The organism is Halorubrum sp. LN27, from assembly GCF_016635065.1.
Taxonomy (GTDB): domain Archaea; phylum Halobacteriota; class Halobacteria; order Halobacteriales; family Haloferacaceae; genus Halorubrum; species Halorubrum salipaludis.
This window is the reverse complement of the sequence record NZ_JAEPET010000001.1, coordinates 1,710,513-1,728,894: the sequence shown is the minus strand read 5'-3', so window position 1 is coordinate 1,728,894 and position 18,382 is coordinate 1,710,513. Positions and strand designations below refer to the sequence as shown.

The following is an 18,382-nucleotide window of genomic DNA, read 5'->3' as shown; positions in this document are numbered from 1 at the left end:
CCGCACTCGGTCCCGGCCGTCCGCGGCCGACGCGCTTTTTCCCGCCGACCGCGAAGCCGAGGCCATGAGCCAGCACACCCTCGCCGCCGACGGGAGCGAGCTCGCCCCCGAGACGGCGGCGAAAGCGGCGGCCGCCCGCGACGCGCTCGCCGAGCGCGACGGCGTCCTCGTCGCCTTCTCCGGCGGGGTCGACTCCTCGGTCGTCGCGGCGCTCGCGCGCGACGCGCTCGGCGACGACGCGGTCGCGTGCACGGCGCGGAGCGAGACGCTGCCGGCCGCGGAACTCGACGACGCGAAGCGGGTCGCCGGCGAGATCGGGATCGCCCACGAGACGGTCACCTTCTCCGAGCTCGACGACCCGAACTTCGTCGCCAACGACGGCGACCGCTGTTACCACTGCCGGACGATGCGGCTCGGTCGGATGTACGAGACGGCAAAGGAGCTCGACATCGACACCGTCTGCGACGGGACGAACGCCGACGACCCCGGCGAGGGCCACCGTCCCGGCCTCCGCGCGGTCGAGGAGCTGGACGTGTTCTCGCCGCTTCTGGACGCGGCGATCACGAAAGACGAGGTCCGGGAGATCGCCGAGGCGTACGACCTCTCGGTCGCCGACAAGCCCTCGATGGCGTGTCTCTCCTCGCGGATCCCGACCGGACTGGAGGTGACGGAGGAGCGGCTGACCCGCGTCGAGAAGGCCGAACGGGTGCTCCGCGAGTGGGGGTTCGAGGGGTTTCGGGTGCGCGACCACGATGGGCTCGCGCGCGTCGAGATCGCGCCCGACGAGCTGGAGCGCGCCCTCGATCCCGCCTTCGCCGACGCGGTCCACGAGCACCTCACCGACGTGGGGTTCGAGTACGTCACCCTCGACATGGCCGGCTACCGCACCGGGAGCGTGAGTCCGGGCGGCGGCGATGGCGGGGAGGGGGACGACGGCGAGGACGCGGCGAGCGACGAGGGGACAGAGAGCGACGAGGGGGCGGGAAGCGGCGAGGACGCGGAGAGCCGCGACGGGACGGACGACGCGGGCGGCGACGGGACCGTCGTCGATCTCGGCAGACAGTACCCCCGCTGAGGCGTCGCGGGTCGGGCGTGACGCCGGCCGCCCGCGACGGGCCGTTATCACCCGAGAGAACCCGACGCGAACGTTTATCTTCCGTGTTGCCGAACCGACAGCTATGAGCGAGGCGAAGACGCTCGCGATCATCGCGGGCGGCGTGGGCGGAGCCGTCGGCGCGTTCGTCGGCGTCGCCGTCGGCGGGGACGCGCTCGGCGTGACTCTGACGACGCTCGTCGTCGCGGTGCTCGTCGGCGCGGCGGTGATCGCGAGCGCCGTCATCGCGGGCGACGTGGAGTTCTTCGCGAGCGCCGACGGCGAGTGAATCGGCCTTCCTGAGCGGGCCCATTGAACTCCCCAGCCGGAGGCACGTTCCGCCCCGATGGCGATTGATTGCGGGAGTGAGTATTGCAGATCAGTGGTGGTGAGAGAATATTTAAAAGGGATGTGGGCGACGGCGACGATCGCTTATAAACCGATTGTGGTGGCGCGTGCCTCCGAGGCCGCTTCGCGGCCGAGGAGCACGCGCGAGGGAGTCGGCCGGCGCTTATAAGCGCCGGCCGACGAGGCTGGGGAGGCGTGAGGCTGCGGTCCCGCGAGCGACCGAAGGGAGCGAGCGGGAGCACGGAAGTCGCAGCCCGCGCAGCGAACGGTGCGAGGTGCGAGCGAAGCGAGCACCTCGACTGGCGAGCGGCGAAGCCGCGAGCAGTGAGCGAGCAGGACCGTCTTCCGGCGGTGCTGTGCAGGGTGGGACTCAAAGGGGCAGTCGCCGGCGGCGGAGCCGCCGGCTGCCAGAGGCGCGAAGCGCCTCGCTGCCGCGAGGACGAAGCACGGCGACGCAAGCACTGGAAAGAGCGAGCGCAGCGAGCGACTGAAGCGCGCAGCGAGCCGCGCGAGTCCTCGCGGCTGGGGCTTTGGAGGTATTCACCGCGGCCACATCGATCACTTATAAACACTCGTCAGCAACACCCAAATTCAACTTATAAACAACCGATCAGCCAATTTGCGATACCCACTCCCGCCATCGATCAAGAGCAGTCGATTGGCGGCCGACCCCGTCGGATGAGACGCTGTCTGAAAAACCGTCCGACGGGGCCTCGGGATCCCTCGTAACGAGGTTGTAACCGCGGTCTCAGAACAGGCCGGGGCCGCCCTCGGCCCCCTGTCGGCGCCCGCTGATGATGCTCGGGGTGCCGCCCGTCTGGATGATGTTGAACGCGGTCATCAGGTCCGTCCGGGAGATGATCCCGACCAGCTCGCCGCTCCGGTCGACCACCGGGAGCCGGCCGACGCCGTTCTCCTGCATCGTCTGCAGCGCGGTCATCGCGTCGGCCTCGGGGCCGATGCCGACCAGATCGGTCTCCATCACGTCGTCGACTCGATAGGCGTCCCGCTCGACGTCCCGGACCGATCGGGCGTCCTCTAAGGTCACCATGCCGACGAGGTCGTCGCCGTGGAGCACGGGGTAGCCGGTGTGCCGCTCCTCGAACATCCGGCTCATCAGGTCGGCGACCGAGGTGTCCGCGGTGACCGTGTGGAGGTCCTCGCGGCGGGTCATCACGTCGGCGACGGTGACGTCCTCGAAGGCGGCCTTCAGGGTCGTCTGCTGGGCCTCGCCGGAGGCGGCGATGTAGATGAAGAAGGCCAACACGATGAGCAGCAGTTGGAAGTTCAGTACCCCGATTAACCCCATGATGAAGGCGAACACCTTACCCACGGAGGCGGCGCGCTGGGTCGCCTGCGCGTGCGGCTGGTTCCGCGCGAGGAGCGCCCGGAGGACGCGGCCGCCGTCCATCGGGAAGGCGGGGAGCATGTTGAACACGGCGAGCACGACGTTCAACAGCGCGAGGTAGCCGAAGAGGAACAGCACGGCGTTCGAGCCGACCGGCGCGAGCGCGAACACGCCGAAACAGGCGAGCCCGACCGCGACGCTGACGACCGGGCCCGCGATCGCGATCCAGAACTCGTGTTTCCAGTCCTCGGGGAACTCCGCGAAGTTCGCGAGCCCGCCGAGCAGCCACAGGGTGATCGACTCGATCTCGTAGCCGTACCGCATGGCGACGATCGAGTGACCGAACTCGTGGAGGAGGACGCCGCCGAACAGCCCGAGCGCGGCGGCCAGGCCGAGCGCCCAGGGCGTGAAGCCGCCGGCGAGCGCGGCCGGGTCGATGCCGGCGCCGAGCGACTGGTTCATCACCTCGGCGATCATTCCGACCTGCGAGCCGATGAGATAGGCGAAAAGCGGCAGTACGATCAGAAACGTCCAGTTGAGCCTGACCGGGATCCCCAATACGGTCCCGACCTTGATTCCACGCATACCCGCGAGTTAGACGGGCGGGTGGATAAACGTCGGGGGGATCACAACCGTCGATCGATCTCGAATCCGGCGTCTATCTGCGCTAACCTACCAAATTCACAGAATAATATGTAGATTGTTTATTTTCGAGTATGAGTTCGGCCAGAGGTCCGCAGCGGGACTCACAGAACAGATCTCCGGCCGGAACCGAGCCGGTCTCTGTCTCGGGGTGACGGTCGGTGGAGGGGCGGTGAAAACGGGAAGCCGTCACTTTCGCACCGATCTGTTTGAAATATACTGCTATATAAAACAGAACCGGACGAATTTTCGAAATAAACTTCTAATTCATAAAATTCGAACGGGACAATCGGTAGGTACCGTCTCGATCGACGAAACCGAGTCGACTTGGGCGTTCCGTCGAAACAGCGACCCTGTTATGAGGAGGCACGGCTCAAGTGATCGGCGCCAATTATAACAGATATCCTATTTAATATCAAAATAGTCGTTTTCTGAACTACTTGAACGCCGGCGATCGTCGGCGACGAAAACGCACCGGGTCACACCGGGTTGGGGGTGACGAACCGGCGAGCGCTCCGGAACGGATTCGGGTCCCGTTCGACCGTGTGATCGTGGGGGAACGCGAAGCGAGCCTGACTCAACGTTCGTTCGCAGAGAGGAAACGTTACACGAGTAGCTCGATCCGATCGGAGCCGCCATTCGATCCGGGACTGCGGTGAATCGGCCGCGTCCGACGCGAACCGACGCGGGTCCCGGTGGTCGACCGCTCACTGACCGGCACCGGTGGTCGACCGCTCAGTAATTCCCACGACTCGACGCGGCGGCGTCGGGGCCGAACCGGACCCGCTCGGTCCGACGCGGCCGGCCCGGTCCCACGCTCTGCGATCGACGAGCCGTCGTTTATCCGAAAACATGTGCGCCAATAGCGAACGCTGCTTCGCCCGCGTGAGCGCCCAACGACGACGGGTCCGAGTCCCGTCCCGCCGGAACCGCGGTGAGGACCGACGGACCGCCGATGAAATTACAATCTTACGTTTGTAATCTCTGTGCGGCTGGCCGTCTCGCTCGGCGCCCGTCCGGAAGCGCCGGCTTCGCGTTTCGGAACCTTTGTTCTCTGTGAGCGAATATCCGGCTCGGGGCGCCTACCCGTCCTTGTTCACGTCGACGTCGGAGAAGGCCGTGTCGCGCTCCGTCACGTCGACGGTCATCGAACCGACGTCCTCGATGGTGGCGTCGATCGTGTCGCCGTCCGACAGCGCGCCGACTCCTTCCGGCGTTCCCGTCGTGACCACGTCTCCGGCCTCGAGGGTGGCGCCGATCGACGCGTACTGGACGATGTTCCCGCACGTGTACACCATGTCGGCGGTGTTGTCGTCCTGCTTGGTGTCCCCGTTGAGCTGGAGCTCGAGCGAGAGGTTCTGCGGGTCGTCGACCTCGTCGGCGGTGACGACGCTCGGTCCGACGACCGTGAACGTGTCGTAGGACTTGCGGTTCGAGCGGTCCTGGTCGCCGCGGACGGAGATGTCGAGGAGGATCGTGTACCCGAAGATCGCGTCCCACGCCTCCTCGACCGAGGCGTCCTTGACGTCTTTGCCCATGACGAACGCGAGCTCGATCTCGTGGTCGCAGCGCCGGTCGGAGAAGGGGAGCTCGATCCCGTGGTCGGGGCCGACGACGCTGGACGGGGCCTTCAGGAAGTACCCCTTGTCCTCGATGGTGAACCACTCGTCGGTGGTGATGTCCTTGTCAGCGATCGCCTCCTCGATGTGGTTCTCGTAGTTCAGCGGCGCGGCGATCACCTTCCCGGGGCGGCGGACCGGGGCTCCGATCTCGACCTCGTCGCGGGCGACGTCGGCCGGCTCGTCGGCGTACTCGCTCGCGTCGAGCCCCCGGTCGAGGTACTCCCGAAGCGGGTCCTCGCTCTCGAGGTCGAGCCGGTCGGTGAGATCGACGATGCCGTCGCCGCCTTCGGTGAGCAGTCCCAGCCGCCCGTCGTCGTACTGGACGAATCGCATACGCCAGCCTACTCGGCGAGCGTTATAAAACATCCCCTGTCGACCAGTATCGACGGTTCCCGCGGGAACGCCCGGCGGTCGAGATCGCGTCGTCGGGGACGGGCGAACCGGGGCCCGGAGCGCTCGGCGATCAGGCCCCTGCGGATACCACAATAGTTAATGTCATTTGTCGACGTGTCAGTGGTACCCACGATGGTCATGAACTGTATCGACGCATTCGACAGGTCCGTCCGATGTCATCCGAAGCGGGACGCGGTTCGGACCGAGGACGGGCGGCGGCTCACGTACGCCGAACTCGACGAGCGGACCGACCGGCTCGCGGCCGGCCTCGATTCGCTGGTCGGTTCGGACCGCATCGCCACGATCGCCCACACGAGCGCTGAGGCGGTCGAGGCGATGATCGCGAGCCAGAAGCGCGGCGCCGCCAACGCCCAGCTCCCGTTCCGGTCGAGTCCGGGGGAGCTCGTCGGGATGCTCGAACCGACGGACGCGTCCCTGCTGCTCTTCGACGCGCCGAACGCCGAGACGGCGCTCGCGGTGCTCGATCGGACCGACATCGAGGTGGCGGTGAGCGTCGGCGGCGAGGCCACCGACCGCGACGACGTTCGCGACTACGAGGCCCTCCTCGAGGAGACCGACCCCGAACGCCCGGACCCGCACGGGAACGAGCACGGGATCCTCTACACGAGCGGGACCACCACGGCCTCCAAGGGCGTGTTGTTCGAGCAGGACCAGCTCTGGTACGGGAGCACGCAGGTCGTCATGGAACACGGGATCGACCGCCACGACGTCGCCGTCGTGACGACGCCGTGGTATCACATGGTGACGACGGACGCGTGGATCCTCCCGCACCTCCAGGCGGGCGCCACGCTGGTCATCCAGGAGGCGTTTGACCCGCCGGAGACGCTCTCGCTCATCGACGAGCACGACGCCACGGGGGTGCTCGCCGTCCCGACGCAGCTCCACGGGCTCGTCGACGCCGCCGAGGCGGGCGAGTACGACCTCTCGGCGCTCTCGTACATCCGGACCGGCGGATCGGTGGTGACGGAGGACCTCGCGACGGCCGCCGGCGAACACCTCACGGACGGGATCTACAACACCTACGGGCTGACCGAGGGGGGACCGAACCTCGCGTTCGCCGACCCCGAGATCCAGACGGAGAAGCCCGGAACCATCGGCAAGGAGTCGTTCACGTGGGAGCTCCGCGTCGTCGAGACGCCGCCCTCGCCCGACGAGTTCGACCCGACCGCGGAGGTCGACGCCGGCGAGACCGGCGAGGTGATCGGGCGCTCCCCCGGGATGTGTGACGGCTACCTCGACCGCCCGGAGCGCACCGAGGAGCTGTTCGCGGACGGGTGGTTACGGACGGGCGACGTCGCGCGGATCGACGAGGACGGGTACCTCTACATCGTCGATCGGGTCGACAACATGATCATCAGCGGCGGCGAGAACGTCTACCCACAGGAGGTCGAGGAGGTGATCGCGCGCCACCCGGACGTCGAGGAGGTCGCCGTCGTCGGCCTCGACGACGAGACGTGGGGGAGCCGGATCGCCGCGGTCGTCCGGGGAGACACCGACGAGGAGACGCTCGACGAGTTCCTGCGCGACAGCGACGACCTCGCCGACTTCAAGCGCCCCCGCGAGTACGTGATCGGCGCCGACTCCCTGCCGCGGACCAGCACCGGGAAGATCCGGAGAGAAGAGGTCCACTCGGAGTTCTTCTGAAGCGGGTCGGACGCACGTGTACTGAGACCATCATAATCATTAAACCGTTACAAAATAGGGTTACCACAAAATGGATACCGGAATACGACTGATTGAACTGTTGATCGACGGGATATCCCGCGGGATGGTGTTCGCGCTCCTCGGGGTCGGCATCACCGTCGTGTTCGGACTCGGCGGCGTGTTGAACCTCGCGCTCGGCGTGTTCTCCGTGATCGCGATCATCCTCGCGATGGAGCTGTTCGGTCTCACGGGGACCCTCTTCGCCGCGATCCCGCTCGCCGTCCTCGCGGTCTCGCTCCTCGGGCTGGCCGTCGACCGCTCGCTGCTCTCGCTCGTGTACCGCTCGGAGGGCGACGAGCGGATCCTGCTCGGGATCTTCACCACGCTCGGGCTCGCGACGTTCCTCGACGGAATCCTGTTTATCACCTACCCCTCGAGCTACTCGCTGAGCAGCGGGATCGCGTCCGTCTCGCTGGCCGGCGTGCAGATACGCGGCTCGTCGATCGCGGTGATCGCGATCGCGGCCGCGGTGTTCGCCGCGTTGTACTACTTCTTCAGCCGGACGTACCTCGGCGGGGCCATGCGGACCGTCCTGCAGGACGAGACGGGAGCGATCCTCTGTGGGATCAGCCCGCGGCGCATGCGGACGTACGTGTTCCTGTTGAGCACCGCCGTCGCCGGGCTCGCCGGTATCCTGTACAGCTTCACCTTCGAGGTCTCGGTGGCCACCGCGTTCGAGCTCACGATCTACGCGATCATCGTCTCGATCGTGGGCGGCGTGACGAGCGTCCTCGGCGCCGCCGTCGCCGGGCTGCTCCTCGGGATCGTCGTCACGTTCACGAGCGCGTTCGTCGGCGCGTACATCTCCGAGATCGTCCTCTTCGGCGTCGCCATCGCCGTGTTGATCGCCCGCCCCGAACAGATCAAGTGAACCAATGTCAACCGAAACCACACGCTCCGGCCTGACGTGGGATCGCCTCCGAATACCGGTCGTCGTCGCGGTGCTCGCGGCGCTGCCGCTCCTGTTTTTCGACCCGAGCTACACGTACATCTCGCGGCTGTTCATCCTCACCTTGGTGTTCGCCACGCTGGCGCTGGCGCTGAACATCGTCTTCGGCCACACCGACCAGCTGTTCCTGTTCGTGGGCGCGCTCACCGGGATCGGCGCGTACGCGACGGCGCTCACCGCGGACGCGCTCGGCGTGTCGCCGTGGGTGACGCTCCTCTTCGGGGCGACGCTGGCCGGCGTGCTCGGCGCGCTTGTCTGTTACGTGGCCGCCCGCCGTCGGTTCACCGTCATCCTGATCGCGATCCTCACGCTCTCGTTACAGCTGGCGATCATCGAGATATTCGTCGGCGCGCGCGACATTACCGGGGGAAGCACCGGGTTCCGGTTCTCCGGACTCGGGCTCGAGTCCGTGCAGAACGCCCTCGGCGTCCACGAGCACATGGTGCTGTACTACGTCGTGCTCGCGCTGCTCACCGGCGTGTTGGCGCTGTACCACTACATCCGGAACTCGAAGTACGGGATGGCCTTCGACGCGATCCGGCAGGACGAGATCGCGGCCGAGGCGATCGGCGTCGACGTGGTCCGGTACAAGACCCTCGCCGGGTTCGTGAGCGCGTTCGTCATCGGGCTCACCGGACCGATGTACGCGCAGCTCGAGTCGCTCGTGCTCCCGGGGATGTTCGAGTTCAACGTCATCGACGTGCTCGTGCTGATCATCCTCATCGTCGGCGGGATCCGGACGATGCTCGGGCCGATCGTCGGCGCGGCGGTCATCATCTACGTCAACGAGGAGCTCCAGGCGACCGGACAGTGGCGGACCGTCGTGTTCGGGTTCCTGCTCATCGTGCTGTTCCTCTACTTCCGGAGCGGGATCGTCCCCTACCTCGACGACGTGTTGAACGAGCGGCTGGGGCTCAAAGCCCGGATCAGATCGCTCGTCGCGGACTGACCGCGCGATCCGCTTTTCGCGATGACGCGCCGTTCGGCACCGACTCGCCGCGGCCGAGGTCAGTAGCATAAAAACATTAAAGATGGGGAAGAACGCATACACGTTTCGAAGCCGCATGACAAACGATATCACGAGATCATCGAACAGGCGACAGTTTCTGAAGGCGACCGGCGCCGGGACCGGCGTGGCGGCGCTCGCCGGGTGTCTCGTCGGCGACAGCGGCGGGGACGGCGGCGACGGCAGCGACGACGAACCGATCGTCGTCGCCGGGCTGCAGCCCTACTCCGGGCCGTTCGCCCTGTACGGTGACACTCACACGAGCGGCATCGAGTACGCGTTCGAGGAGGTCAACGCCGACGGCGGGGTCGAGGGGCGCGAGCTCGAGCACAACGCGATCGACACCGAGTCCGATCCGGGCGAGGCGTCGTCCATCCTGACGAGCGAGGTCGAGTCGGAGGACGCCGTCGCGGCCGTCGGTCCGGTGTCGAGCGACGTCGGGGTCACGGCCGCACAGACCGCCGAGGACCTCGAGGTGCCGCTGTTCTTACACGCCGCCGGCGACATCGACATCCTCAGCCGCGACTCGCGGTACACGTTCCGCACCGCGCTGCCGCCGGCGCCGGCGTTCATCCGGGGCGTCGCCGGGATCATCGACGACCGGGGGTTCGACACGGTGGGCGCGATCAACGGCGACTACGCGTGGGGGATCGCCGCCGAGACCGCCATCGAGCGGGAGTTCCCCGAGAGCCTCGATCTCACGATGTCGATGGCGCCCGCGGGCGAGAGCGACTTCGTGCCGTACCTCCGCGACATGCCCGACGACCTCGAGATCCTCGTCGGCTCCGGCCACCCGCCCGGGCTGAACGACATGTATCGGCAGATGCTCGAGGTCGACCTCGAGCCGGAGGTGTTCACCGCGGCGGTGTCGCCGCCCGAATCGAACTACGGCGCGATCGGCGACGACGTCGCCGAGGGGTTCCTCTTCGGTCACCTGCCCGACGTCTACTCCGAGGAGTACCAGTCCATCGCCGAGGAGTTCTACGAGGAGACCGGCGAGTACTTCGGTCCCACGCAGGCGGTCGGGTACGTGACCGGCCACCTCATCGCGGAGGGGCTCAGGCAGGCCGACGAGGTCAGTCGGCAGGCGCTCAGCGACGCGATGCGCGACATCGAGTTCGACACGATCTACGCGAACCCGATCCAGTACACCGAGTGGGGAGAGCTCGACCAGTACGAGCTCATCTGGAGCGGCTTCGAGCTCGAGGCCCCCGACTACTACCCGGACGGGGACTTCGACCTCGTCGAGGAGTTCCGGACGGAGAGCCTGGACGCGGTCGACCCCGAGGACTACTGACGGCGCGGGCGCTCCGTCTGCCGCGTCCCCACCGCGTTCGGCGGGAGAATTATTATCCGGGTGGCCGTATCTCCGCCGTGATCCGACGATGACAGATCCCGACGTGTCCACGGTCAAGGGCGTGGAGATGACCGACGAACAGGTGGATCGAACCCTCGAGGAGCTGGGTCACGGGACCCTCTCGCTCGCCGGCGACGGCGACGCGTACGGCGTGCCCGTCTCGTTCGGCTACGACGGCGAGCGCGTGTTCCTGACGCTGCTCCGGTTCGGCGAGGAGAGCCGGAAGCTGTCGCTCGTCGAGGAGACGGAGACGGCGACGCTCACGGCCTACGAGACGACCACCAAGTTCGACTGGCGCAGCGTGATCGCCTCGGGACCGCTGTCGGACGTGGCCGAGGCGGACGTCGAACACATGGAAGAGACGATGGACGACAACGCGTGGTTCCCGACGATCTTCCCACCGTCAGAGCCCATCACGGGATCACGACGGGTCGAGCTCCGGATCGAGAGCGCGACGGGACGGAAGGGAGAGGAGTACGACTAGCGCCCCCGCGGGCGGAACAGGGGTTACCCGCTCAGGTACGCGTCGCGGACGTGGTCGCTCTCGAGCATTTCTTGCCCGGTTCCGGCCTGCGTGATGCGACCGTTCTCGAGGAGGTACGCGCTGTCGGCCAGGTCGAGCGCGCGGTCGACGTGCTGTTCGACGAGGAGGACGGTCACGTCGTCGCTTATCTCCTCGATCTTCTCGAAGACGCGCTCCGCGAGCTGCGGCGCCAGCGCCCCGGAGGGCTCGTCGAGCGCGAGCAGCTTCGGCTGCGCCATCAGCCCGCGGCCGATGGCGAGCATCTGCTGTTCGCCGCCGCTGAGCGTCCCGGCGTCCTGATCGCGTCGCTCCGACAACACCGGGAACATCTCGTACACCTCTTCGAGGGTGTCCTCGAACTCGTCGCGGTGCTGGTACGCCCCCATCCGGAGGTTCTCGTAGACGGACATGTCGCCGAAGAGGTTCCGCCCCTCCGAGACCTGCACGAACCCGAGCGAGACGATCTCGTCGGCGTCGTACGCCGAGACGTCCTCGCCGAGCAGCTCGATCCGTCCGCTCGTCGGCTCGACGATCCCGGAGAGCGTCTTCATCAGCGTCGTTTTCCCCGTTCCGTTCGGCCCGACCAGCGCGACGACGTCGTCGTCCGCCTCGATCGTCATCGAGACGTCCCACAGCACCTGGAGGTCGCCGTAGCCGACGTTCAGGTCCTCGACCTCGAGCATCGTCATTCGTCGCCACCCCCGAGGTACGCCTCCGTGACGCGCTCGTCGTTCCGGACCTCCTCCGGCGGCCCGTCGGCGATCTTCTGGCCCTGATCGAGGACGATGATCCGGTCGGTCGCGCCCATGATCGCGTCCATGATGTGTTCGATCCAGAAGACGGAGATCCCGCGGTCGTGGCAGGTCCGCTCGAGCGTGTCGGTGAGCGTCTGCAGCTCCGCGGGGGTGAGCCCGCTCCCGATCTCGTCGACCAGCATGAAGTTCGGGTCGGTCGCGAGCCCGCGGGCCAGCTCCAGCAGCTTCCGGTCGGCGAGGTTGAGCCCCGACACCTCCGCGTTCGCCTGGTCTTCCAACCCGACGAACGAGAGGCACTCCCGGGCGGTCTCCTCGGCCGCGTCCGGGTCCTGTCCGTCGCCGAAGACCGCGCCGACGGTGACGTTCTCGAGGACGGTCGACTCGTTGAACGTCCGCGCCGTCTGGAACGTGCGGACGACGCCCTGTTGGGCGATCTCGAAGGGCTTTCTCCCGGTCAGCTCCGTGCCGTCGAGCGTGATCGTCCCCTGGTTCGGCGGGTGGACGCCCGTGATCGTGTTGAAAAGCGTCGTCTTGCCCGCGCCGTTCGGACCGATCAGCCCGACGATCTCCTCGTCGTCGACGCTGAAGCTCACGTCGTTGACGGCGACGAGCCCGCCGAACGACTTTGTCACGCCCTCTGCCTGTAACATATCCGCACCCAACGGAGCGCGGGTTATAAAATATTTGGTACGACACAACATGCCGGGAGGCGAGCGGTCTCGCGTGGCCCGGCCTGACGCCACGGTTCGACGATCCGTCCCGACGGATCAGACGAGCAGGCGGAGGATCCCCCCGCAGGCCGCGTCCCCCGCCAGACAGACGGGCGCGACGAGCAGCGCGGCGAGCGGGTACAGCGACGCCATCTGCGCGAGCACGGAGCGCCGACGGGGGCGCGCGAAGACGGCCGCCGCGCTCGCGGGACAGACGGCCGCCGCGGCCAGCGCCCCCCGGGGAGCGCGCCCGCGGCGACGGCGACGGCGACGGTCGCCCCGGCCGCGAGGAACAGCGCCGCGGCGAGCCGATCGGCCGCGGCGGCCCCGAGCGCGACCGGGACCGTCTGCTTGCCGATCTGCCGGTCGAACGCGGCGTCGAGGGCGTCGACGGAGACCGTGACGGCGACCAGCGCGAGCCCCAGCGCCGCGGCGACCGCGAGCACGTCCGGGGCGAGCGCCCCCGTCTGAAGGGCGTACCCCCCGACGAGGGCCAGGGCGACGCCGACCGCGTAGTCGGTCGCGGAGCCGACGGGAGTCACGTCGAGGTGCGGCGCGTGGAGCGCCGCGAGCGCCCAGAGCGGGCCGACCGCGAGGGCGGCCACCGGTCCGACCGTCCACCAGAGCCCTGCGACGACGGCCCAGAACGCCAGCGACGCCGCGACGAACGCCCGGCGGAGCAGCCGTGGCGTCGTTCCGCCGGGCGGCTCCTCGCCGCGGCGGAACCGGTCGACGAGGGCGTCGCGGAGGTGCGCGGCGTACACCGCGAGCCCGACCGCGAGCGCGTGCCCGACCAGGACGGGACCAGCGGGCGCCGGCGCCAGCAGCCCGCCGACGGCCGCGGTCGCGACCGCGGGACCGAGGAACGCCGGCCGGACGAGCCGAGCGAGCGCGACCGCCCGGTCTCGGTGCCCCGGCGTCTCCGAGGGGTCGGACGCCTCTGCGGGCCCGGACGCCTCCGGGCGCCCGGGGCCCTCCGGGGAGTCTGCAGCCGAGTCGGTCGGCCGAGGGTCACTCATCGGTCGACGTTGGACCCCTCGGCACTTCAAGCGCTCGACCGGGGCGAACCGCGTTACGACGACGGTTCGGCCTCGGCGTAGAAGTTGAACGCCTCGTACACCGGCCGGTCGCTCATCCCGAGGAGCGTGGCCTCGTCGTCGGGCTCGTGGTGGTGGGTGGCGTCCGGCGGCACGACGAAGATGTCCCACTTGCCCCACTCGAGCGCCTCACCGTCGACGTGGGTCGCCCCCTCGCCGTCGATGACGAAGAACACCTCGGTCGCGTTGTGGAAGTGCGGGTCGGTCGGCCCCTCGTTGAGCAGCTGCGCGCGGAACGACATGGTCGGGAACAGGGGGTCGTTCCCGGTGGCGGGGTTCACGTACGAGAGGCTGTACCCGTCGTGCGGGTCGGGGTCGTCGTTGTCGGCGCGCTGGCGGAGCGACTCGAGCATCTCGTCCCACCCGAACCGGTACGGCGGCGTCGGCTCGCGGATCCCCTCGAACGGTCCCGGGATGTCGCCGCCGGGCCGCTCGCCGGTCGGCCGACCGCGACCGTACTGGGAGTCCCAGTACCCCTGCGTCTTCGTCACCGGCTGGCGCTCGAGCTCGTGGTTCTCGAAGACGTTCGAGGCGTTGAGCGAGTCGAGCACCAAGGGGAGGTCGAGGACGTCGAGCCACGCGGCGGTCTCGTCGGAGTCGTTGACGTGGTCGTGCCACTCCCACTGCGGGGTGGTGATCAGGTCGTTGTCCTTCATCGGGAACTCCTCGCCCGCCACGACCGTCTTCATCTCCTCGGCGCCGTCGATCGTGAAGCGGAGCGCGTTCGCGCCGTGTCGGTGCGAGGGCGCGGTCTCGCCGGGCGAGACCGTCTGGATCCCGACGTAGATCGTGTTCGAGATCGCGTTCCCGATCGAGGCGTTGATCGGGACGGCCACCCGGCGCTGGAACCCCGGCGGGAGGTCGGCGATCGGCACGTCTTCCTCGATGTGGTCGATCGCCGACTGGATCTCGTCCCACTTCCAGATGTCGGCCTCGAGGTCGTCGAAGACGTTCCCGAAGTCGTCCTCGACCTCCCACAGCGGGCGGAGTCGCTGTTCTTCCAGTATCGTTCGGGTCTCGGAGCTGAGCTCTAACAGCTCCTCGGGATCCTGCTGGGCCATGTCGTACTATTGTTACCACAGCCCAATCATAAGTGTTTTGTCGCCGAGAGGGGCTGGAACGCCGCTACGCGCCGGTCGCCTGCGCGTCGAACACGTCCGTCGACCGGAACGTGCTCCGGCAGTCCTCACACACCATGCTCCCCTGGATCGCGTACTCCCAGAGCTTGCCGCCGCACTCCAGGCAGTCGAAGTGCGCTTCGACGAACGGGTCCTCGGCCGCGTACGGGTTCTCGAACTCAGCCATACCTCCAGTTGCGGTTTGGCTCGCAAAAAGATGTCGCCGGCGTCGGCGATTCCGCCGCCGCTCCGCTATCTCCGCCGCGCCGGCGCCGAGTCCGCCGCGGTACCGCCGCGTCCGCCGCGGTACCACCGCGTCCGGCACGGTGACCGCGATACCGATGCGTCCGGCACGGTAACGTTGAACACGCAGGCGCCCCGAGGGACCGACGATGACGCAGATCACCGAACTGCGGTCGGGCGTGTACGACGTGACGGTCCGCGAGGCGAACGGCGGCCGCTACCGGGTGTTCGTCCTCGACGGCGAGGTGCCGACGATCGTCGACGCGGGGTTCGCGGACACGGTCGGAGCGGTCGTCGACGCCGTCGACGAGCTGGGTATCGCTCCCGAACGGGTAGTGATCACGCACGGCGACGGCGACCACGTCGGCGGGCTGGCGGGGCTCGTCGAGGCCCTGGACCTCGAGTCGTGGGTGCCCGCGGAGTGCGAGGCCGACCTCGGCGTCGAGCCCGACCACCGGTTCGGAGACGGGGACGCGGTCGGCCGCTTCGAGGCGGTCCACGTCCCGGGCCACACCGAGGACGCCTACGCGCTCGTCGACGAGGCGGGAGACCTCGCGGTGCTCGGCGACGCGGTCTTCGGCGCGGACGCCCGGGGACTCCCCGGGGGGTATTTCGTGCTCCCCGCCGGGTACTACTCCGCGGACCTGAACCGCGCGGACGAGAGCCTCGGACGGCTGCTCGACTACGAATTCGACCTGGGGCTCGTCTTCCACGGCGAGAGCGTCACCGCGGACGCGAGCCGGAAGCTGGAGCGGTTCGTCCGGTTCGCGGGGCGGCCCGACTGACGGCCCCCGCGGGAGGCCCCGAGTCGTTGACGACGCCGAAACTGATATCCAACCGGTATCTGTAATGGGCCCATGGACGTAGGAACACTGTTTCACCCGCGGTCGATCGCGGTGGTCGGCGCGTCGTCGTCGCCCGAGAAGATCGGCCACGAGGTGATGGCGAACCTCAGTCGCTTCGACGGACGGGTGTACCCGGTGAACCCGTCCGCCGACGGGGAGCTGTTCGGGGAACCGTTCGTCGAGTCGATCGCGGCGATCGACGATCCGGTCGATCTGGCGATCCTCGCCGTGCCCGCGGGGGCCGTCCCGGACGTGGTCGCGGAGTGCGCCGCCGCCGGCGTCTCGGCGGTCGTGATCTACGCCGGGGGGTTCGCGGAGTCCGGGGCCGAGGGCGAGCGCCGGCAGGAGCGGATCGCCGAGACGGCGGCCGAACACGACGTGGCCGTCCTCGGGCCCAACACCAGCGGGTTCGTGATCCCGGGCGACGGGCTGCTCGGCTCGTTCGCGAGCGGCATCGACGAGCTCGGCGCGGGCGACGTCGCCGTGATCGCGCAGAGCGGGGGGGTCGCCCACGCGCTCGCCTTCCAGGCGCTGCGGGAGGGGCGCGGGCTCTCCGCGATGGTCGGGCTCGGGAACCGGGTCGCGGTCGGCTTCCCCGAGGCGATCCGGTACTTCGACGCGCACGCCGACACCGAGGCGATCGTCCTCCACGTGGAGGGGACCGACCGCGGCCGCGAGCTGCTCGAGGCCTGCCGCGCCGCGGAGACGCCCGTGCTCGCGTACAAGGTCGGCGAGTCCGACGTCGGCGACTTCGCGGAGTCGCACACCGGCGCGCTCACCGGCGACCACGACCTGTACGTCGCCGGGTTCGAGCAGTACGGCGTCCCGACGGTCTCGTCGACGACGGAGCTGCTCGACGGGGCGACCGCCCTCGCCGGCGGTCCCGTCCCCGACGGGCCGAACGTCGGCGTCGTCACGGCGCAGGCGGGTCCCGGGATCATCGTCGCCGACCGGATCCAGCGGGCCGGCGGTCGGCTCCCGAGCCTGAGCGACGAGACGGAGGCGACGCTCGAAGAGCTGCTCCCGGGGATCACCTACGCGGACAACCCCGTCGACACGGGCCGACCGATGCCGGCGTTCGGCGACGTGGTGGCGACCGTCGCGCGCGACGACGCGGTCGACGTGGTCCTCGTGTACGAGCTGTACGAGGCGTCGATCGGCCTCCCGGTCGACCGGATGGAGGCGTTAGTCGAGGCGGTCGACAAGCCGGTGCTGTTCGCGACCGACGGCCCCGACGCCGACGTGGCCGACGACGCCGCCGCCCTGGAATCCCTCGGCGTTCCGGTTCTCCGGACCCCCGAGCGGGCGGCGGACCTCGCCGGCGTGCTCGCCCGGTACGGGGCGCTCCGCGCCCGCGACGCGGCCGACGCGGAGGTGGTCGCCCGTGAGTGACCCGTCGCCGCTCGCGGACGCGGTCGACGAGGCCGCGGCGTCCGCCCGCGCGGAGGGCCGAACGACCCTCACCGAAGCGGAGGCCAAAGGGCTGCTGTCGGCGGTCGGGGTGGCGACACCCGAGTTCGAGCTCGCCGCGGACCCCGACGCCGCCGTCGACGCGGCCGAGCGGATCGGCTACCCGGTCGTCGCGAAGGTCTCGTCGCCGGCGGTCACCCACAAGAGCGAGTGGGGCGACGGCGCGGGCGTCGCGGTCGGCCTCGACGGCCCCGAGGCGGTCCGGCGCGCGGCCGCCCGGATCGACGAGGCGGCGGCCGACCGCGGGATCGCGGCGTCGGTGCTGGTCGAGTCGGCGGTCGACGTCGACGCCGGCACCGAGGTGATCGTCGGCGGGACCAACGACCCCTCGTTCGGCCCCGTGACGCTCGTCGGGCTCGGCGGGACGTTCACCGAGGTGTACGGGGACGTCGCGCACCGGATCGCGCCGGTCACGGAGCGCGAGGCCCGCGAGGCGGTGACGTCGCTCACCGCGGCGCCCCTGCTCTCCGGCTACCGCGGCCGGGCGCCGGCGGACCTCGACGCGCTCGTGGACGTGGTCCGGACGGTGGGCGACCTGCTCGACGCGTCGCCGGAGATCGCCGAGATCGACCTGAACCCGGTGCTCGCCGCCTCTGACGGGGCGACCGCGCTCGACGGGCTGGTGGTGCTCTCGGAGGCGGACGGAGCGGGCGACGCCGAGGCCGGCGACGCCGGGGGTGCCGACCGATGACGTACACCCGCGAGTGGACCGTGCGGTTCTCCGACAGCGACCCGTTCGGCATCGCGCACTACCCGCGGATCGTCGACGCGTTCCAGGAGACCGCCGACATGTACATGGAGTCGATCGGGCACCCGTTCTGGGCGATCCAGACCAGCTTCGGCGTGGGACTGCCGGTCGGGTCCATGGACGTCGACTTCGAGCGCCCGGTGGAGAGCGGCGACGTCGTCGACTTCGAGCTGGAGACCGAGGTCGGGACGACGAGCGTCACGTTCGAGTACGCGGGGACCGTCGACGGCGAGCTCCGCTTCTCCGGCACCGAGCGGCGGGTCTGCGTCGACGTGGAGGACGGGCGGCCGACGCCGGTCCCGGACCCGCTTCGGGAGGCCCTGACGGAATGACGGCGTCGGAGCCGGGACGGACCGAACGGAGCGCCGAGCGGGGACCCGCTCCCGCGCG

Annotated in this window: 18 protein-coding genes; 11 read left to right on the top strand and 7 right to left on the bottom strand. The window is 69.0% G+C overall.

Features of this window, described 5'->3' with window-relative positions; all coding sequences use genetic code 11:
• The first annotated feature begins 64 nt into the window (after nt 1-64).
• Nucleotides 65-1,075, top strand: coding sequence for an ATP-dependent sacrificial sulfur transferase LarE (gene larE / locus JIN95_RS08530; protein ID WP_200531095.1), 1,011 nt, complete (start codon nt 65-67; stop codon nt 1,073-1,075).
• A gap of 103 nt (nt 1,076-1,178) precedes the next feature.
• Entirely contained in the window at nt 1,179-1,382 is a 204-nt protein-coding gene (locus JIN95_RS08525; protein ID WP_200531094.1) for a hypothetical protein, read from the top strand.
• 807 nt (nt 1,383-2,189) lie between these two features.
• On the opposite strand, the gene JIN95_RS08520 is transcribed toward JIN95_RS08525, so the two are convergent.
• Together JIN95_RS08520 and JIN95_RS08515 are read right to left on the bottom strand one after the other, a co-directional pair.
• Nucleotides 2,190-3,374, bottom strand: a complete 1,185-nt coding sequence (locus tag JIN95_RS08520) for a M50 family metallopeptidase (protein ID WP_095637615.1) — start codon at nt 3,372-3,374, stop codon at nt 2,190-2,192.
• 1,139 nt (nt 3,375-4,513) lie between these two features.
• Entirely contained in the window at nt 4,514-5,386 is an 873-nt protein-coding gene (locus JIN95_RS08515) for a fumarylacetoacetate hydrolase family protein (protein WP_200531093.1), read from the bottom strand.
• Between the two features lie 192 nt (nt 5,387-5,578).
• Here JIN95_RS08515 and JIN95_RS08510 point away from each other — a divergent pair, with 192 nt between their 5' ends.
• The 5 genes from JIN95_RS08510 (at nt 5,579) to JIN95_RS08490 (ending at nt 10,967) form a co-directional block, all read left to right on the top strand.
• Nucleotides 5,579-7,111: an AMP-binding protein gene (locus JIN95_RS08510; RefSeq protein WP_095637617.1), complete on the top strand. Its 1,533-nt coding sequence runs from the start codon at nt 5,579-5,581 to the stop codon at nt 7,109-7,111.
• 70 nt (nt 7,112-7,181) lie between these two features.
• Nucleotides 7,182-8,042, top strand: a complete 861-nt coding sequence (locus JIN95_RS08505) for a branched-chain amino acid ABC transporter permease (protein WP_198951561.1) — start codon at nt 7,182-7,184, stop codon at nt 8,040-8,042.
• A gap of 4 nt (nt 8,043-8,046) precedes the next feature.
• Entirely contained in the window at nt 8,047-9,069 is a 1,023-nt protein-coding gene (locus tag JIN95_RS08500; RefSeq protein ID WP_095637618.1) for a branched-chain amino acid ABC transporter permease, read from the top strand.
• Nucleotides 9,070-9,184: 115 nt separating this feature from the next.
• Nucleotides 9,185-10,423, top strand: coding sequence for an ABC transporter substrate-binding protein (locus JIN95_RS08495; protein ID WP_095637619.1), 1,239 nt, complete (start codon nt 9,185-9,187; stop codon nt 10,421-10,423).
• Between the two features lie 88 nt (nt 10,424-10,511).
• Nucleotides 10,512-10,967, top strand: coding sequence for a pyridoxamine 5'-phosphate oxidase family protein (locus JIN95_RS08490; protein ID WP_095637620.1), 456 nt, complete (start codon nt 10,512-10,514; stop codon nt 10,965-10,967).
• Nucleotides 10,968-10,990: 23 nt separating this feature from the next.
• On the opposite strand, the gene JIN95_RS08485 is transcribed toward JIN95_RS08490, so the two are convergent.
• From JIN95_RS08485 to JIN95_RS08465, 5 genes are all read right to left on the bottom strand, one after another.
• A complete protein-coding gene (locus JIN95_RS08485) occupies nt 10,991-11,689 on the bottom strand; it encodes an ABC transporter ATP-binding protein (protein ID WP_200532129.1) in 699 nt (232 codons plus the stop codon).
• Nucleotides 11,690-11,691: 2 nt separating this feature from the next.
• Entirely contained in the window at nt 11,692-12,411 is a 720-nt protein-coding gene (locus tag JIN95_RS08480) for an ABC transporter ATP-binding protein (RefSeq protein WP_234699180.1), read from the bottom strand.
• Between the two features lie 23 nt (nt 12,412-12,434).
• Nucleotides 12,435-13,490: a hypothetical protein gene (locus JIN95_RS08475; protein ID WP_200531092.1), complete on the bottom strand. Its 1,056-nt coding sequence runs from the start codon at nt 13,488-13,490 to the stop codon at nt 12,435-12,437.
• Nucleotides 13,491-13,543: 53 nt separating this feature from the next.
• Nucleotides 13,544-14,629, bottom strand: a complete 1,086-nt coding sequence (locus tag JIN95_RS08470; RefSeq protein ID WP_095637624.1) for a cupin domain-containing protein — start codon at nt 14,627-14,629, stop codon at nt 13,544-13,546.
• A gap of 64 nt (nt 14,630-14,693) precedes the next feature.
• Entirely contained in the window at nt 14,694-14,873 is a 180-nt protein-coding gene (locus JIN95_RS08465; protein ID WP_095637625.1) for a hypothetical protein, read from the bottom strand.
• 205 nt (nt 14,874-15,078) lie between these two features.
• Here JIN95_RS08465 and JIN95_RS08460 point away from each other — a divergent pair, with 205 nt between their 5' ends.
• The 4 genes from JIN95_RS08460 to JIN95_RS08445 all read left to right on the top strand — a co-directional run bounded on the left by JIN95_RS08460 (nt 15,079) and on the right by JIN95_RS08445 (nt 18,324).
• Nucleotides 15,079-15,714, top strand: coding sequence for an MBL fold metallo-hydrolase (locus JIN95_RS08460; protein WP_200531091.1), 636 nt, complete (start codon nt 15,079-15,081; stop codon nt 15,712-15,714).
• A 72-nt stretch (nt 15,715-15,786) separates the two neighbouring features.
• The gene (locus JIN95_RS08455; RefSeq protein WP_095637626.1) at nt 15,787-17,166 is read left to right on the top strand and encodes a CoA-binding protein; all 1,380 of its coding nucleotides are present in this window, start codon (nt 15,787-15,789) and stop codon (nt 17,164-17,166) included.
• Nucleotides 17,159-17,935: an acetate--CoA ligase family protein gene (locus JIN95_RS08450; RefSeq protein WP_200531090.1), complete on the top strand. Its 777-nt coding sequence runs from the start codon at nt 17,159-17,161 to the stop codon at nt 17,933-17,935. Before JIN95_RS08455 ends, JIN95_RS08450 begins: the two co-directional genes overlap by 8 nt.
• On the top strand, nt 17,932-18,324 hold the full coding sequence (locus tag JIN95_RS08445; protein WP_095637628.1) for a thioesterase family protein: 393 nt from the start codon (nt 17,932-17,934) through the stop codon (nt 18,322-18,324). Before JIN95_RS08450 ends, JIN95_RS08445 begins: the two co-directional genes overlap by 4 nt.
• Nucleotides 18,325-18,382 lie beyond the last annotated feature (58 nt).

What these genes read in the sequence shown, in the direction of transcription:
- larE (WP_200531095.1), top strand. Translation starts at nt 65, where the DNA reads ATGAGCCAGCACACCCTCGCCGCCGACGGGAGCGAGCTCGCCCCCGAG.
- JIN95_RS08525 (WP_200531094.1), top strand. Translation starts at nt 1,179, where the DNA reads ATGAGCGAGGCGAAGACGCTCGCGATCATCGCGGGCGGCGTGGGCGGA.
- JIN95_RS08520 (WP_095637615.1), bottom strand. Translation starts at nt 3,374, where the DNA reads ATGCGTGGAATCAAGGTCGGGACCGTATTGGGGATCCCGGTCAGGCTC.
- JIN95_RS08515 (WP_200531093.1), bottom strand. Translation starts at nt 5,386, where the DNA reads ATGCGATTCGTCCAGTACGACGACGGGCGGCTGGGACTGCTCACCGAA.
- JIN95_RS08510 (WP_095637617.1), top strand. Translation starts at nt 5,579, where the DNA reads ATGGTCATGAACTGTATCGACGCATTCGACAGGTCCGTCCGATGTCAT.
- JIN95_RS08505 (WP_198951561.1), top strand. Translation starts at nt 7,182, where the DNA reads ATGGATACCGGAATACGACTGATTGAACTGTTGATCGACGGGATATCC.
- JIN95_RS08500 (WP_095637618.1), top strand. Translation starts at nt 8,047, where the DNA reads ATGTCAACCGAAACCACACGCTCCGGCCTGACGTGGGATCGCCTCCGA.
- JIN95_RS08495 (WP_095637619.1), top strand. Translation starts at nt 9,185, where the DNA reads ATGACAAACGATATCACGAGATCATCGAACAGGCGACAGTTTCTGAAG.
- JIN95_RS08490 (WP_095637620.1), top strand. Translation starts at nt 10,512, where the DNA reads ATGACAGATCCCGACGTGTCCACGGTCAAGGGCGTGGAGATGACCGAC.
- JIN95_RS08485 (WP_200532129.1), bottom strand. Translation starts at nt 11,689, where the DNA reads ATGCTCGAGGTCGAGGACCTGAACGTCGGCTACGGCGACCTCCAGGTG.
- JIN95_RS08480 (WP_234699180.1), bottom strand. Translation starts at nt 12,411, where the DNA reads ATGTTACAGGCAGAGGGCGTGACAAAGTCGTTCGGCGGGCTCGTCGCC.
- JIN95_RS08475 (WP_200531092.1), bottom strand. Translation starts at nt 13,490, where the DNA reads ATGAGTGACCCTCGGCCGACCGACTCGGCTGCAGACTCCCCGGAGGGC.
- JIN95_RS08470 (WP_095637624.1), bottom strand. Translation starts at nt 14,629, where the DNA reads ATGGCCCAGCAGGATCCCGAGGAGCTGTTAGAGCTCAGCTCCGAGACC.
- JIN95_RS08465 (WP_095637625.1), bottom strand. Translation starts at nt 14,873, where the DNA reads ATGGCTGAGTTCGAGAACCCGTACGCGGCCGAGGACCCGTTCGTCGAA.
- JIN95_RS08460 (WP_200531091.1), top strand. Translation starts at nt 15,079, where the DNA reads ATGACGCAGATCACCGAACTGCGGTCGGGCGTGTACGACGTGACGGTC.
- JIN95_RS08455 (WP_095637626.1), top strand. Translation starts at nt 15,787, where the DNA reads ATGGACGTAGGAACACTGTTTCACCCGCGGTCGATCGCGGTGGTCGGC.
- JIN95_RS08445 (WP_095637628.1), top strand. Translation starts at nt 17,932, where the DNA reads ATGACGTACACCCGCGAGTGGACCGTGCGGTTCTCCGACAGCGACCCG.